This window comes from Candidatus Dormiibacterota bacterium (assembly GCA_035635555.1).
Classification (GTDB): Bacteria; Acidobacteriota; Polarisedimenticolia; order Gp22-AA2; family Gp22-AA2; genus Gp22-AA3.
Window position 1 is genome coordinate 1 of sequence record DASQAT010000046.1, and the last position, 15,693, is coordinate 15,693.

Here is a 15,693-nt window from a genome sequence, read left to right on the forward strand (position 1 = left end):
CTACTGGCACGCGTGGGGGATCACGCTCGCCGCCCTGGCGATCTCCTTTGTCGGACTCCTCGGCCTGGGGCTGGGGTTCCTGGTGACGAGCGTCTGGTTCTGGCAGGTCGCCGGGTACAGCTTCGCCACGGTGTTCTCGCAGCGCTTCGACCTGTTCGGCACACACCCGACGTCCGGCGATGAGCCGGTCCGCCGGCGGTGACAGGTGCCTTATGCGACTTTCAGGTTCCGACGGCCTGGCTTGACGCTCAGGTGAACCCGCGCTCCGAGGCGAGCCAACATGTCGATGAGAGCGTCGGTGCTGAAGAGATCGATCCGACCGCGGAGAAGGTCACTGACGCGCGGCTGGGACACGCGCAGCACCTTCGCTGCCTCCCGCTGCTTGAGGCGGCGAGTCGTGATGAGCTTCTGGACCTGGATCATCAGATCCGCGCGGACAAGAAGATGCTCGGCCTCCTCGCGACGGAAGCCGAGATCCCGGAACACGTTGCCGGTCGAGGGCGTTACCTTGAGCTTCGTGGTCACTCTATCCTCCCGTCAAATGCCCAGTACGCCGCTGAGCGAGCAGAGCTCGGAATCGTTCGCTGGCGAGTTCTACGTCGACTTTAGGTGTCTTTCTCGTGCGCTTCTCGAACGCATGGAGCACATAGACGGCCTCCACGAACTTGGCGACATACAGGACGCGGTGCTCGAGCGCCGTGTGGATCCGAATCTCCCGGACTCCCGGCCCGATGGTTGGCATGTGTTTCGAATCCAGCGGCTCCAAGCCTTGCTGGACACGGCGAAGCTGAAACCCTCCCAGTCGCCTGGCAGCCCTGGGAAAAGCGCGAATGTCCCTGCGCGAGCTGCCGAGCCACTGGAGCCGCTTGTCGGACACGGCTCAATATATAAGTACTTGTATGTACGGTCAAGCGCAAAGTGGAGATGCCTGTTGGGGACGACGGAGTTGATGCCGTGAACGATCCCGGGTTTGTCCACCTCCAAGTCCGTTCGCACTACAGCCTGATGCGCGGTGCTTCGAGCCTGGAGGCGCTGTGCGATGCCGCGGCCGGGCGCGGCATGCGGGCGATCGCCTGCACCGACGTCGACGGATTGTACGGGGTCGTCCGTTTCCGGGAGATCGCCCTGGAGTGCGGACTGCGGCCGATCCTCGGGGCCGAGGTGACGTCGCCCGAGGCGGGGCGCGCGCGGGCGGGGGAGAGGGCGACGCTCCTGGTGAAGACGGCTGAGGGGTACGCCAACCTCTGCCGCATCCTGACGCGGCGGCACCTCGACCCCGGCTTCTCGGTCCAGGACGCGCTGCGGGATGATTCGGCGGGGCTTCTCGTTCTGTCGCCGTCGCTCGCCGTCCTGCGGGCGGCGCTCGAGGCGAAAGGACCGCGCGACCTCTACCTGGCGCTGAGGTCGTCGGCCGCCCCGTCGGCCGCGGAGGGGACATTCGAAAGGCTGCGCGCGGTGCGGCGGCTCGGGATCGAGCCGGTCGCGGTCAACGACGTGCACTTCGTGGACGCGGGCGGCTTCGACCTGCACCGGCTTTTGCGCGCCATCGCCCTCAACACGACGCTCGACCGCGTCCCGCCTGAAGAGCTGGCCTCGTCCCAGGCGTGGCTGAAGCCGCCCGCCGAGATGGAGCGCGCCTACCCGCACTGCCCGGAGGCGCTCGCGGCGACGGCGCGCATCGCCGAGGAGTGCGTCCTCGATAAGCCGCCCTGGGGCGCGCTCGTCTTCCCGCGCTTCGCCGATCTGTCGATCGACGGCGCACCGGCGGACCCGGGGGGCGACTCGTTTACCCTGCTGAAGACGCGCTGCGAGGAGGGGGCGCGCCGGCGTTACGGTGCCATCACCCCCGCCGTGCGCGCCCGGCTCGACCACGAGCTGGGGATCATCCGCGACAAGCGGTTCGCCGACTACTTCCTCGTCGTGCAGGAGATCGTGAAGCGCTCGCCTCGTACCTGTGGCCGGGGCTCGGCGGCGGCGTCGATCGTCTCCTACGTCCTCGGCATCACGCACGTCGAGCCGATCAGGCACGACCTGTACTTCGAGCGCTTCCTGAACCGCGGCCGCGTCGATCCCCCCGACATCGACGTGGACTTCTGCTGGGACGAGCGCGACGACCTGCTCGACTGGGTGTTCAAGACGATCGGCGAGGAGCGCACCGCGATGATCGCCAACCACGTCACCTTCAGGGCGCGCGCCGCGGTGCGCGAGGTGGCGAAGGTGTACGGCCTGCCCGACGCCGAGATCGCCCGGGTTGCGACCGGCCTGTCGCGCTACTGGGGGGCCGAGACGGCGCTCGAGGCGACGGCGCGCAGTCCGTTGTTCCGCGGCGGGGAGTTCGACCCGAAGCAGGGGGGCATGCTGGCGCGGCCGCCGTGGCCGGAGATCCTGCGCGCGGCCGCGCGTCTCGACGGCTTCCCGCGCCACCTGTCGGTGCACTGCGGCGGCGTGGTCATCGCCCCGGAGGGCGTCGAACGCCACGTGCCGGTCGAGCGCGCCGCCAAGGGGGTGCGGGTCATCCAGTGGGAGAAGGACCAGGCGGAGGAGGCCGGCCTGGTGAAGATCGATCTCCTGGGGAACAGGTCGCTGTCGGTCATCCGCGACGCCTGCGCCGCGGTGCGCGCGGCGGGCGGGCCGGACCTGCCGTACGGCTCGTTCGATCCGATCGACGATCCGCGCACACAGGAGAAGATGCGCGACGGCGACACGATGGGGGTGTTCTACGTCGAGTCGCCCGCCATGCGGCAGCTGCAGCAGAAGACGCGCCGCGGCGACTTCGAGCACCTGGTCATCCACTCGTCGATGATCCGGCCGGCGGCCAACGACTACATCCGCGAGTACGTGAGGCGGCTGCGCGGCGGCGCCTGGACGTCGCTCCACCCGATCCTGGACGAGGTGCTGCACGAGACCTACGGGATCATGTGCTACCAGGAGGACGTGGCGCGCACGGCTATCCGCATGGCCGGGTTCACCGACGCCGAGGCGGACGGGCTGCGCAAGGTCCTGTCGAAGAAATGGGCGGGGAAGAAGGTCGAGGACTACCGGCAGCAGTTCACCCGGGGCGCGCTCGCGCGCGGCGTGGCGCCGCACGTCGTCGAGGAAGTCTGGCGGATGATCCTGTCGTTCTCCGGCTACTCGTTCTGCAAGCCGCACTCGGCGTCGTACGCGCTCGTGTCGTTCAAGTCCTGCTACCTGAAAGCGCACCACCCGGCGGAATTCATGGCGGCGGTCATCAGCAACGGCGGCGGCTACTACTCGACCTTCGCCTACGTCTCCGAGTGCCGGCGGATGGGGCTCGAGGTCCTGCCGCCCGACGTCAACGACAGCGACAAGGCGTACACCGGGCGGGACCGGCGGGTGCGCGTCGGATTGATGCAGATCAAGGGGCTGCGCGACGAGGCGGTCGAGGCGGTCGTCGGAGAGCGGAAGGGGGGCGGGCCGTTCGCCTCGTTCGACGAGTTCCTCAGGCGCGTGCCGATCGATCCCTCCGACGCGCGGCTCCTCATCCGCGCCGGTGTGTTCGACGCCGTCGGCTTCGGCGCGAACGGCCGTCCGGCCCGAGCCGCCCCGGACCTGGCGATCCGGCCGCGCCTGCACTGGCGCCTCGCCGAGTGGGAGGTGAAGACGGGGGGGCGGTGCTCGGCGGCGCGCTCGCTGTTTCCTCCCGATCTCGGCCCTTTGCCCGAGCCGCGGTCGTACGACGAGAAGCATCTCCTGCGGGACGAGGCGGACACGCTCGGTTTTCTGGTGAGCCGCCATCCGCTGACGCTGTACCGCGGGCACCTCCTGGCGCTGCGGCGATCCGGCACGATACCGGTGCGCGCCACCGCCCTGAAGGAGCACGTCGGCCGGCGCGTGACCACGATCGGCTGGCTGATCACGGGCAAGGTCGTGACCACGAAAGACGACGAGCCGATGGAGTTCATCTCCTTCGAGGACACCACGGCGATCTACGAGACGACCTTCTTCCCGCGCGTCTACGAGCGCTTCTGCCGGATGCTGACGACGGCGCGGCCGTACGTGCTGAGGGGGAGGATCGAGGAGGACTTCGGCGCGCTGGCGATGACGGTCGAGGACGTGGAGTTTCTCGACCGCGCGGCGCCGGGTCGCGGCGCGCAGCGCCCGGCGCCGCCCGATCGCGATTACAATGACGCGGTCGCGGGTCCTTCATGATGCAGAGAGAACCGCGGAATCGCGCCCGGCCTCAGCCCCGGCGCCGGCGCTGCGCCGGCTCGGCCGGCGGCTCGGACAGGACCATCGTCACCTCCCGGCGGTGGCCGTCCCGCACGATCTCCAGGACGGCCCGCTCACCCGGCTTGAGACGCGACAGCTGGGTGCGCACGTCGTTGTCCGAGACGACCGGGCGGCCGCGGAACGAGACGATCACGTCGCCGCGCCTCAGACCGGCCTCGGCCGCCGGCCCGTCCGGATCGACGCCCGCCACGACGGCGCCGCGCGCGTCGTCCAGTCCGAAGGCGCGCGCCAGCTCCGGCGTCAGCCCCTGGATCGCGAGGCCGGTGTAGCCGCGCACCACCCGGCCGGTCTTCACGATGCTGTCCAGGACGTCACGCGCCATGTTGGACGGGATGGCGAAGCCGATCCCCTGGTAGCCGCCGGAGCGCGAGTAGATCGCGGTGTTGATGCCGATCACCTCGCCACGGGTGTTCACCAAAGCACCGCCGGAGTTGCCCGGGTTGATCGCTGCGTCGGTCTGGATGAAGTCCTCGTAGTCGGCCAGGCCCAGGCTGCCGCGGCCGATGGCGCTGATGATCCCCATGGTGACCGTCTCGCCCAGGCCGAACGGATTGCCGACCGCCAGGACGACGTCGCCCACCTCCATCTTTTCCGAGTCGCCCATGGCGGCGTGCGGCAGGGAATCCTTCTCGACCCGCAGGACGGCGAGATCGGTGCGCTGATCGGCCCCCAGGATGCGCGCCTTGGTCTCACGTCCGTCCGACAGGGCCACCTTGACTTCCTGGGCCTGCTCGACGACGTGATAGTTGGTGAGGATGGTCCCGCGCTCGTCGACGAACACGCCGGAGCCCAGACTCATCTCGCGCTTCTCGCGCGGCACGACGAGACCCGGGAACTGCTGCCCGAAGAAGTCGCGGAAGAACGGATCGACCAGAAACGGCGAGTACTCGTAGGTGCGGATCACCTTGAGGGACGAGATGTTCACGACCGCCGGCATGACGGCGCGGGCCACGGCGGCGTAGCCGTCCTGAGACGGCACCGCCGGGACGACGGGGGAAGCCGGCGCGGCCCCCGCAGCCGGACCGCTGTCCATCGCAGCCGCCGGGACGGCGCGGCCGGCCGGGACCACGGCGGACAGCGCCGCCCCCAGAAATGCGCCCGTAGCGAGAAGAGCGAGCGCGGTCGCGGGCTTCATGCGGTGCGAGGACGCCGGTTCATTGCATCCCTCTGAAAAAGGATGTAATTATACCCGCGGTCCGATCGGTCTTCGAGGAGGAGAACGAACGTGCTCGAGTCCTGGCAGACGATGAGTCCCCTGGTGATCGATTTCCTGCCGAAGGCGCTCCTGGCGATCGCCTGCGGCGGTCTCATCGGGGTCGAGCGCGAGATCAAGAACAAGCCGGCCGGCTTCCGCACCAACATCCTCATCTGTCTCGGGTCGATGCTGTTCATGTGGCTGTCGGCGCAGGTCGCCATGGTCGTCGCGGTCGGGCGACCGGCCGATCCCGGCCGCATCGCGGCGCAGGTGGTGGCGGGGATCGGCTTCCTCGGCGCCGGCACGATCATCCAGTCGCGGGGACGGATCACCGGCCTGACGTCGGCGGCGATGATCTGGGTGGTGTCGGCGGTCGGCATGACCATCGGCGCGGGGTACAGCATCATCGGGGTCATCACCACGGGTCTGGTGCTCCTGGTGCTGGTGGGGCTGGGACTGCTGGAGCGGCGGGTGTTCCGGCGCTGTATCTTCTACGATCTGCAGATCGCCTTCGACGACGACCAGGGGCGGACACGGCGCGAAATCGAGCACGCCCTGCGTTCCCTCGGACGACCCCTCGAGGCGTTCAACCTCAGGCGGGCGGGGGACCACCTCGTCCTGACCGTCCCGTACTGCGACGCCCACCCCCACCACAAGAAGTTCCTGGGGGAGCTGTGGAAGATCGAGGGCGTGCGTGAAGTCCGGCCCCTGCGCTGACCCTCGACTGCGGAGGGGACGACCCCGCTCCCCGCTCAGTAGGTCGTCTCGACCTGCAGCCCGCTCGGGATCTCGAGGCCCAGAAGCTTCGCCGTGGACCCGTTCACGGCCAGCTCGAACTCCCTGGAGCGCAGGATCTTGAAGTCGGACGGCTGAAAAACGCCGCGCAGGATCTCCTGGGCCACGCGTGAGGTCTCCTCTCCCAGCCTCTCGTACGACGCGCCGTACGAGAACAGCGCGCCGCGCTCCACCCATTCCGGCGTCGGGACGGCCAGCGGCACGTGGTTCTTCAGGGACCAGGAGGTGATGATGTCCTGCGCGCGACGCGTGGAGGTGAGGTCGTCGTTGGGCGCGATGAGAACGTCGATCCTTCCCCGCAATCCGTTGAGGGCCGGCAGCAGCTCGCCGGTCGTGCGGCAGAGTCGGAGCTCCACCGTCAGCCCGCGGTGCTGCGCGCTGTCCTTCAGGTCGCGCGCCAGGAGCGAGGAGGTGTCGGCCTGGTACACCAGCCCGACGCGGCGCAGGTGGGGCAGGACCGAGGCGACACGCTCGAACAGGCGGTCGGAGTCCGGCTGGTTGATCAGAAAACCGATCGTCTCGGCCTCGAGGTCGTAACGACGCGGGTCGGTGATCAGGGTCAGGATCGAGGGGATGTCCGGGACGTCCCGCCGGATCAGACGGGCCGCGCGAAGACCGGCGCCGACGATGAGGTCCGGGTGCTCGGCTCGGACGCGCCTGACCGTCTCGGCGGCATCCCGTTCGCGGTCGAGCTCGACGACACGCACCGGGACACCGACATGCGTCTCGAAGCCGCGGATGAACTCCTCGTACGGGAACGGGTCGCGGGTGACGAGCGCCACGATGTCGCGGTCCCCCGGGTGCTTCAGACGGAAATTGACCGTGCGGGTGCGGCCCGCCTCGGAGAACATCCCCGAATAGGCCAGGGAACGGAACCCCGTCCCCTCGGCGCTCACCGAGCAGGTGTGATTCGGAGGAATCGCGGGGAAGCGGTAGCGTCCGCGCGCGTCCGTGGTCGCCCGGCTGGTCGTGATACCGTCGCCGCTCATCGTCACGATGGCGCCTGGGATGGGCGTTCCGGAAGCGTCGGCCACGACACCGGAGATCGTCGCGACCTCCTGCGAGGCCTGCAGTGTGATGGACAGGAAGAGGCAGGCGAGGGGTGCCGCCGCCAGAAAGAGCGATCGGCGTCTTCTGATCATCGGGACCTCCAGGGCGCCCGGGACGGCGACCCGACTTCGCTGGACCCCCGAACCAAGGTGGCAGCGTTCTTATCCCCACTTATAGGCCTCTGCGGCCGGCAGGTCAATGGGCGAGGGGCCCCCGCGCGGCATTGACACAGCGTCCGAAGACGTCCTAGGATGCGCCCCTTCAGCCCAGGCCCATGCGCGGGCATCGAGAAGGCGCCGGACGATGAAGGCTCTCCTGAAGACCGAGTTCCCCGGATTGAAGCTGCTGGGTAGCGGCAAGGTGCGGGACAACTACGACCTGGGAGACTCCCTGCTGATCGTCTCGACCGATCGGATCTCCGCCTTCGATCACATCCTCCCGAACGGCATCCCGGACAAGGGGAAGGTCCTGAACCAGATCTCGATCTTCTGGTTCGAGATGACGGCCGGGCTGGTCCGAAATCATCTGAAGGAGCACAGGGTGGAGCGGTTTCCCGGACCCCTGGCGCCGCACGCCGAGGTCCTTGGCGGTCGCTCGGTCGTCGTGAAACGTCTCGAGATGCTGCCGATCGAGTGCGTGGTGCGCGGTTACCTGGCCGGGTCGGGGTTCAAGGATTACCGGAAGACGGGGACGGTCTGCGGCGTGCGGCTTCCGGAGGGACTCCAGGAGTCGTCGAGGCTTCCGGAACCGATCTTCACTCCGTCCACGAAGGCGGTCACGGGGCACGACGAGAACATCCCCTTCGCCAAGGTCGTCGACCTGGTGGGCCGCGCGGACGCGGAGAGGGTGCGCGATCTCAGCCTGGCGATCTACAAGAGCGCCTGCGAGCACGCCGAGTCACGCGGCATTCTGATCGCCGACACGAAGTTCGAGTTCGGCCGCGATCGGGAGGGTCTGGTCCTGGCCGACGAAGTCCTCACTCCAGACTCCTCGCGTTTCTGGCCCCGGGAGAGCTACAGACCCGGCGGACCGCAGCCGTCCCTCGACAAGCAGTACGTGCGCGATCACCTCGAGTCGGTCGGCTGGGACAAGAACCCACCGGCGCCGCGTCTCCCGGACGAGATCGTCGAAGGGACTCGGAAACGCTACCTGGACATCTTCAAGAGACTGACAGGCAGGACACTCGAGTAGGGACGCTCCCGCGCCGCCGCAGCGTCAGGATCGGGCGGTAGGGTCGAAGCCCGCGATGTCGTCCGCCCCGAGGGCCGCGATGGCCCGGCGCGAACGCTCCAGCGCGGCGGCCGGGTCGCGGGGGGCGCGGCGCTTCTTGAGGTAGGCGGTCCTGACCGCCCCGATCCTGTCGAGCGAAAGGATGAGGCGCTTCGCGTTGATTTCCCCCCGGCGCGCCGCCGCGAGGACCCCCTCGTAGGCCGCGAGGATCTTCTCCTCCGAGCCACAGAACATCAGCCCGTCGTTGCCCGCCGAGAGGGCGGCGAGGGCCTGGGCGGCCGCCCCTTGCTTCTGCTCCACGGCTCCCATCTCGAGATCGTCCGTGACGATCACCCCCCGGTAGCGCAGCCGACGGCGAAGGAGGCCATCGATGACGGCTCTCGACAGGGTCGCCGGGCCGGTCGAGCGCCCCTGCAGGGCCGGGTAGGAGGCGTGCCCCGCCATGACGATCGGGAGAAGCCGCTTGAGCCGGCGGTAGGGGAGCAGGTCCTCGTCGTACAACCGGGCCCGAGTCTTCGAGATGATCGGCAGGGTCAGATGGGTGTCCCCCCCGGCCGACCCCAGTCCCGGAAAATGCTTGCCCACCGGGACGACGCCCCTCTTCAGATGGGCCTCCAGGAAGAGCCGGCCCAGCCGGCAGACCGTCCCGGGGTCCTTTCCGAAGGCTCGATCGCCGATGCCGTTCCGCCCGTCCGGTCCCGACAGGTCGAGGACCGGGGCCAGGTTGACGTTGAAGCCGAGCGTCCTGAGCGCCGTGGCCATGGCGCCGGCCTGCCGCCTGACCGCGTCGGCCGGGTCCTCCCGGGTGGCGAGGAGGAAATTCGCCGGGATCGGTCCGAGGATCGGCTTGAGCCTGTTGACCCGTCCACCCTCCTGATCGAGCGCCACGAAGGGGGGGATCTTCAGCATGCCGTTCACGTCCTGGATGAGAGAGCGAACCTGGGGAGCATTCTCGATGTTCCGGGCAAAAAGGATGATGGCCGCCGGCTGCACGCGGCCCAGGAGCGACCGGAGCGGGGCTCCCAGAGTCGTCCCCTGGAATCCGATCCAGAAGAGCTGCCCGACCTGTTCCTCGAGGGAAAGAGCGCCGACCGGCATCGAGTCGTACTGTAATCGATGGTGGCGGACCCTGCAAGGCAAGGGGGCGTCCCACTGGGCATTCCTCTAACGATTTTGTTACGGCGCTTGACCCGCGCCCCTCGCGAAGCTAAATTGGCCTCGTAGATATGCGAAATAAGTGATTTATAGTTCAGTCACCCGATAATGCATACTTAGATGGACAGGCAGGAGGATGGATTCAAGGAGGAAGGCCAGATCTGGTAGCGAGAAGCACTGTCACCACTGTATCTTGTGGTGACATTCGGGCCCCGTTTTCTTGACTTGCCCGAAATCCGATGGTAGCATCGGCAGCTTTTCAGCAACCAAATCAGGGGGCAGGTGATGAACAAGAAGTTCTACACCATCATGATTGTCCCGCATGCCGCCGCGAAGTTCCGGCGCATCAAGATTTCCCGGAACTTCCTCATCGCGGCAGGCTCTTTCCTCGGTCTGGTCTTTACCGCCGGCCTCATGTTTCCTCATTATCTCCTCCGCTCCAGCCAGCTGTCCGCGAACCTCCAGAGGATGTCCCAGGAGAACCAGGAGCTGCGGAAGGCGAACGAGAAGTTCGACGAGTCCCTGGCTGACCTGCGCTCGCGGCTGGCTGAGTTCGAGACCAAGGCGACCAAGTTCGCGATGCTGGCCGGGGTGGAGGATCCCCAGTCCCAGCAGCTCGCCGCGGGGGGGAGCTCCTTCGATCTCAAGGGGCTGTCGCCGAAGGCGTCGCAGGCCGTCATCGAGTCCGAAATCAACACCTTGAAGGAGCGCTCCGGCGTCCTCCAGGACACCTTCCGGGTGCTCGACGTGGCGTTCCAGAAGCAGTCGCTCCTGCTGTCGTCGACCCCCAGCATCTACCCGGTGCACGGGCTCCTGGGGAACGGCTATGGCTGGCGGCGTGACCCGTTCACGGGGATGCGCGACTTCCACCAGGGCCTCGACCTGGTGGCACCGATCGGGACCAAGGTGGTGGCCCCGGCCGACGGCATCGTGACCCGGGTCGGCCAGAGCGGCGGATTCGGCAACTCGATCTTCGTCTCCCACGGCTACGGGATCATCACACGGTACGGCCACCTCTCCGCCTACAACGTCAAGGTGGGGCAGCGGGTCAAGCGCGGCGATGTCATCGGGATGGTCGGCACCACCGGGCGCAGCACCGGGCCGCACCTGCACTACGAGCTCCTGGTGCACCAGCGCAACGTCGACCCCATCAAGTACATCCTGGAAGAGTACAGGTCGTTCTAAATCTCCGTCCGGCTTTGACTTCGCGCTCCATTCTGCTATAGTTTCGCGCAGGCGATCTGGGCCGTGCTGCGGCGTTCCAATCCGGTCCCGGTGAAGCCGCGTCGGGCTTGGCAGTCCCTGGATCCGATCCCTCCACAGCGCGCTCCCAGGGTCGAGGCCCCCCGCGGGGGGCGGAGGTCGAAACCTACACCCCGATGTTGATCGATGCCATCCTCAAGAAAATCGTCGGCACCAAGAACGAGCGCGAGCTCAGGAAGCTGCAGCCTCGGGTCGCCGCCATCAACCTCCTCGAGCCCGGCGTGCGCCTCCTCACCGACGATCAGATCCGGGCCAGGACTCTCGAGCTGAAACAGCGCGTGCAGGAGGGCGCCTCCCTGGACGACGTCCTGCCGGAGGCGTTCGCCCTCTGCCGCGAGGCCGGCCGGCGGACCGTCGGCATGCGGCATTTCGACGTCCAGCTCATCGGCGGCATGGTCCTGCACCACGGCAAGATCGCCGAGATGAAGACCGGCGAGGGCAAGACCCTGGTCGCGACCCTGGCCGCCTACCTGAACGCCCTGACCGCCAAGGGCGTCCACGTGATCACCGTGAACGACTACCTGGCGCGGCGCGACGCGGCCTGGATGGGCCCCATCTACCGCTTCCTGGGGCTGAGCGTCGGCGTCATCCAGCACGACATGGACGACGCCGCCCGGAAGGAGGCCTACGCCGCCGACGTGACCTACGGCACCAACAACGAGTTCGGGTTCGACTACCTGCGGGACAATATGAAGTACTCGCTGGACGCCATGGTGCAGCGCGGACATCACTACGCGATCGTGGACGAGGTCGACTCGATCCTCATCGACGAGGCGCGCACGCCGCTCATCATCTCCGGCCCCTCCGAGGAATCGACCGAGATCTACGCCCGAGCCGACACGATCATCCCGCGCCTGAAGAAGGAGGAGGACTACACCGTCGACGAGAAGGCGCGCACGGTGGCGCTCACCGAGGAGGGTGTGGAGAAGGCCGAGACCCTCCTGCGGGTCGAGAACCTGTACGACCCCGGTGAGATGGAGCTGAACCACGCGGTCCAGCAGGCGCTCAGAGCGCACGTCCTGTTCAGGCGCGACGTGGACTACGTGGAGAAGGAGGGGCAGGTCATCATCGTGGACGAGTTCACCGGCCGCCTGATGCCGGGCCGCCGCTGGAGCGACGGCCTGCACCAGGCGGTCGAGGCCAAGGAGAAGGTCAAGGTCCAGAAGGAGAACCAGACCCTCGCGACCATCACCTTCCAGAATTACTTCCGGATGTACGGCAAGCTCGCCGGCATGACCGGGACCGCCGACACGGAGGCCGTCGAGTTCGACAAGATCTACAGACTCGAGGTCATGATCGCCCCCACGAACCGGCCGCTCATCCGCGTCGAGAACGCGGACGTGGTGTACCGCACGGAGCGGGAGAAGTTTGACGCCGTCGTCGAGGAGATCGAGGACCTGCACAAGAAAGGGCAGCCGGTCCTGGTCGGCACCATCTCCATCGAGAAGTCGGAACACCTGAGCGAGCTCCTCAAGAAGCGACGGATCCCGCATGTCGTCCTGAACGCCAAGTACCACGAGAAGGAGGCCGAGATCGTCGCGCAGGCCGGGCGGCTCCAGGCGGTGACCATCGCCACCAACATGGCCGGGCGCGGCACCGACATCCTGCTCGGGGGCAACGCCGAGTTCCTGGCGCGCCGGGAGATCGGGGAGCAGGGGATCGACCCGGCGACCGTGACGTCCGAGCAGTGGAAGGAGAGGATGGAGCGGCACCAAGCGCGCTGCGTCACCGAGCACGACCAGGTCGTGGCGCTCGGGGGGCTGCACATCCTGGGCACCGAGCGGCACGAGGCGCGGCGTATCGACAACCAGCTGCGCGGCCGCGCCGGGCGCCAGGGCGACCCGGGCTCGTCCCGGTTCTACATGTCCCTCGAGGACGACCTGATGCGCATCTTCGGGTCGGACCGCATCTCCGGCCTGATGAAACGCCTCGGCATGGAGGAGGGGGTCCCGATCGAGCACCGCATGGTGACCCGCGCGATCGAGCGGGCCCAGAAGCAGGTCGAGGCGCGCAACTTCGAGATCCGCAAGCACCTCCTGGAGTACGACGACGTCAACAACAAGCAGCGCACGGAAATCTACCGCCTGCGCCGCGAGCTGCTCGAAGGGAAAGGCCAGAAGGAATACCTGCTGCAGAAAGCCGAGGAGATCCTGAACTACCTCCTCGACTCGACCTGCGGGGCCGACGCGGACCCCGAGGACTGGCAGACCGACGAGTTGCGGAACGGTCTCCTGCGGTACTTCGGTCTCGACGTGCAGACGCTCGGGATCGACTGGTCGAAGGTGAGCGCCCCGGAGCTGCGCGAGCGTCTCTGGGCGCAGGTCCAGGCGCGCTACGAGGAGAAGGAGCGCACCATGGGCGGGGACGCCATGCGCCAGCACGAGCGCGCCCTCATGCTCTATGTCATCGACACCGCCTGGAAGGACCACCTGCTGGCGATGGACCACCTCAAGGAGGGGATCGGCCTGCGGGGTTACGGCCAGCGCGACCCGCTGACCGAGTACAAGAAGGAATCCTTCGTCATGTTCGGGCTGATGAAGGAGCGGATCGAAGACGAGATCATCATGAACCTGTGGCGCATGGACGCCGCGGTGGCGACCCAGCAGAAGGAGATGCGCACCCGCCGCGAGCGGGACCTGACGTACAGCGCCCCGGCGAAAGAGGCGCCCCAGCCGGCGCAGCGCGCCGGCGCCCGCGTGGGCCGGAACGATCCCTGTCCCTGCGGGTCGGGAAAGAAATACAAGAAGTGCCACGGTTCGGAAGAGGGGAGCGGGACTCCGGCCCGGCCCGCGGCCCCGCATGGAGCGCGGGTCTAGAACGATCGACGGGGCCGCACCGCGGCCCGAGGTGCCGACGCATATGCTGGATGGAGCGATCCCGGACGCGCTGACCTTCGACGACGTGCTCCTGCTGCCCGCCCGCTCGGACGTCGTGCCGAGCCGGGTCGACGTCACGACGCATCTTACCCGCAACATCCGGCTCAACATCCCTCTGGTCTCGGCGGCCATGGACACGGTCACCGACTCCCGGCTGGCGATCGCCATGGCCCAGCAGGGCGGCATCGGCATCGTGCACAAGAACCTGCCGATGGAGGCGCAGGCGGCCGAGGTCGACAAAGTGAAGCGCTCCGAGAGCGGCATGATCGTCGACCCGGTCACCATCGGGCCGGAACAGAAGATCGCCGAGGCGCTCGAGCTGATGCAGCGGTTCAAGATCTCGGGCGTGCCGGTCACCGACCGGGGCGGCCGCCTGCTCGGAATTTTGACGAACCGCGACCTGCGATTCGAAACCCGCACCGATCTTCCGGTCTCGGCGGTGATGACGAAGGAGGACCTGGTCACGGTCCCCGTCGGCACGACGCTCGAGGAGGCCAAGTCGATCCTGCACAAGCACAAGATCGAGAAGCTTCTGGTCGTCGATCGGGACTACCACCTGAAGGGCCTGATCACCGTCAAGGACATCCAGAAGATGATCAAGTACCCCCACGCGTGCAAGGACGCGCTCGGCAGGCTGCGCGTCGGCGCCGCCGTGGGCGTCGGGCCCGACGAGATCGAGCGGGCCCGCCTGCTCGTGGAGGCGCGCGCGGACGTCATCGTGGTCGACACGGCGCACGGCCATTCGGCCGGCGTTATGGACATGGTGCGCAGGCTGCGCAAGACGCTCTCGGGCGTGGACCTCGTCGCGGGGAATGTCGGGACCGAGGAGGCCGCCGAGGACCTGATGAAGCTGGGCGTCGACGCGGTCAAGGTCGGAGTCGGACCCGGATCGATCTGCACGACGCGCGTGGTGACGGGGGTCGGCGTGCCGCAGATCACCGCCATCGCCCAGAGCGCGCTCGCGGCGCGGCGGCACGGCGTCCCGCTCATCGCCGACGGCGGCGTCAAGTTCTCCGGCGATATCACCAAGGCCCTGGCCGCCGGGGCTTCCTCGGTGATGATCGGATCGCTCTTCGCCGGCACCGAGGAAGCGCCCGGCGAGACGATCCTCTACCAGGGCCGGACGTTCAAGGCCTACCGCGGGATGGGGTCGATCGGGGCGATGCGGCGGGGCAGCGCCGATCGATATTTCCAGGACGCGGCCGCGGAAGACAAGCTCGTGCCCGAGGGGATCGAGGGGATGGTCCCTTACAAGGGCTCGCTGCAGGCGCTGGTCCCGCAGATGGTCGGCGGCCTGCGCGCCGGGATGGGGTACTGCGGCGCCGCGGACATCGAGACTCTCAGGCAGCAGGCGCGCTTCATCCGCGTCACGAGCGCGGGTCTCAAGGAGAGCCACGCGCACGACGTGGTGATCACCAAGGAAGCCCCGAACTACCGGATGGAGTGAGAGGACCGCCGGTCCTCGATCGTGATCTCGCGGACATCGCCGCCGCGGTCGACGAGACGGACGGAGACGACGCGCTCCGGATGGTAGGGTCCCAGACGCTCGGCCCACTCCACGACGGCGATCCCGTCCACCCCGAGAATCTCCTCCAGCCCCAGCTCGTCCAGGTCTTCCGGCCGGTCGATACGGTACAGATCGATGTGGTAGAGCGTCACCCGGCCGTCGTAGCGATTCACCAGGGTGAAGGAGGGGGAGCGCACATCCTCTTCGGACACGCCCAGGCCCTGGGCGATGCCGCGGGCGAAGACGGTCTTGCCCATGCCCAGATCGCCGGTGAGAAGAATTACGTCTCCCGCCAGGAGGCTCCGCGACAGGTCCTGTCCGAGGAGGCGGGTCTCCTCTTCCGAGCGCGTGACCAGGGTCCGGGAGGGCAT

At 67.8% G+C, this 15,693-nt stretch carries 13 protein-coding genes; 7 read left to right on the forward strand and 6 right to left on the reverse strand.

Annotated elements, in window-relative coordinates; translation table 11 throughout:
* Positions 1 to 202, forward strand: a 202-nt coding sequence (locus VEW47_12715) for a hypothetical protein (GenBank protein ID HYS06046.1), incomplete at its 5' end; no start/stop codon positions are given.
* Positions 203 to 210: 8 nt separating this feature from the next.
* Here the strand turns inward: VEW47_12715 and VEW47_12720 are convergent.
* Positions 211 to 525 (reverse strand): helix-turn-helix transcriptional regulator, encoded by a 315-nt coding sequence (locus VEW47_12720; protein HYS06047.1) that lies wholly within the window; start codon positions 523 to 525, stop codon positions 211 to 213.
* Between the two features lies 1 nt (position 526).
* Entirely contained in the window at positions 527 to 877 is a 351-nt protein-coding gene (locus VEW47_12725) for a type II toxin-antitoxin system RelE/ParE family toxin (GenBank protein ID HYS06048.1), read from the reverse strand.
* A 77-nt stretch (positions 878 to 954) separates the two neighbouring features.
* Here VEW47_12725 and VEW47_12730 point away from each other — a divergent pair, with 77 nt between their 5' ends.
* The gene (locus tag VEW47_12730; protein ID HYS06049.1) at positions 955 to 4,170 is read left to right on the forward strand and encodes a DNA polymerase III subunit alpha; all 3,216 of its coding nucleotides are present in this window, start codon (positions 955 to 957) and stop codon (positions 4,168 to 4,170) included.
* Between the two features lie 31 nt (positions 4,171 to 4,201).
* On the opposite strand, the gene VEW47_12735 is transcribed toward VEW47_12730, so the two are convergent.
* Complete coding sequence (locus tag VEW47_12735; protein ID HYS06050.1) at positions 4,202 to 5,386, reverse strand: Do family serine endopeptidase; 1,185 nt, start codon at positions 5,384 to 5,386, stop codon at positions 4,202 to 4,204.
* Positions 5,387 to 5,476: 90 nt separating this feature from the next.
* On the opposite strand from VEW47_12735, the gene VEW47_12740 reads away from it, so the two are divergent.
* The gene (locus VEW47_12740; protein HYS06051.1) at positions 5,477 to 6,163 is read left to right on the forward strand and encodes an MgtC/SapB family protein; all 687 of its coding nucleotides are present in this window, start codon (positions 5,477 to 5,479) and stop codon (positions 6,161 to 6,163) included.
* A 35-nt stretch (positions 6,164 to 6,198) separates the two neighbouring features.
* Here the strand turns inward: VEW47_12740 and VEW47_12745 are convergent, their stop codons facing one another.
* Positions 6,199 to 7,383, reverse strand: a complete 1,185-nt coding sequence (locus VEW47_12745) for an ABC transporter substrate binding protein (protein ID HYS06052.1) — start codon at positions 7,381 to 7,383, stop codon at positions 6,199 to 6,201.
* 211 nt (positions 7,384 to 7,594) lie between these two features.
* Between VEW47_12745 and VEW47_12750 the strand changes: the two genes are divergently transcribed.
* Entirely contained in the window at positions 7,595 to 8,482 is an 888-nt protein-coding gene (locus VEW47_12750) for a phosphoribosylaminoimidazolesuccinocarboxamide synthase (protein HYS06053.1), read from the forward strand.
* Between the two features lie 24 nt (positions 8,483 to 8,506).
* Here the strand turns inward: VEW47_12750 and VEW47_12755 are convergent, their stop codons facing one another.
* A complete protein-coding gene (locus VEW47_12755; GenBank protein ID HYS06054.1) occupies positions 8,507 to 9,619 on the reverse strand; it encodes a glycoside hydrolase family 3 N-terminal domain-containing protein in 1,113 nt (370 codons plus the stop codon).
* 342 nt (positions 9,620 to 9,961) lie between these two features.
* On the opposite strand from VEW47_12755, the gene VEW47_12760 reads away from it, so the two are divergent.
* From VEW47_12760 to guaB, 3 genes are all read left to right on the forward strand, one after another.
* On the forward strand, positions 9,962 to 10,861 hold the full coding sequence (locus VEW47_12760) for a peptidoglycan DD-metalloendopeptidase family protein (GenBank protein ID HYS06055.1): 900 nt from the start codon (positions 9,962 to 9,964) through the stop codon (positions 10,859 to 10,861).
* A gap of 197 nt (positions 10,862 to 11,058) precedes the next feature.
* Positions 11,059 to 13,755 carry a preprotein translocase subunit SecA gene (gene secA, locus VEW47_12765; GenBank protein HYS06056.1) on the forward strand — a complete coding sequence of 899 codons (2,697 nt, stop codon included), beginning with the start codon at positions 11,059 to 11,061 and terminating at the stop codon, positions 13,753 to 13,755.
* 43 nt (positions 13,756 to 13,798) lie between these two features.
* Positions 13,799 to 15,262: an IMP dehydrogenase gene (gene guaB / locus VEW47_12770; protein ID HYS06057.1), complete on the forward strand. Its 1,464-nt coding sequence runs from the start codon at positions 13,799 to 13,801 to the stop codon at positions 15,260 to 15,262.
* Here guaB and tsaE read toward each other — a convergent pair.
* On the reverse strand, positions 15,247 to 15,693 hold the full coding sequence (gene tsaE / locus VEW47_12775) for a tRNA (adenosine(37)-N6)-threonylcarbamoyltransferase complex ATPase subunit type 1 TsaE (protein ID HYS06058.1): 447 nt from the start codon (positions 15,691 to 15,693) through the stop codon (positions 15,247 to 15,249). The two genes, guaB and tsaE, sit on opposite strands and share 16 nt — an antisense overlap.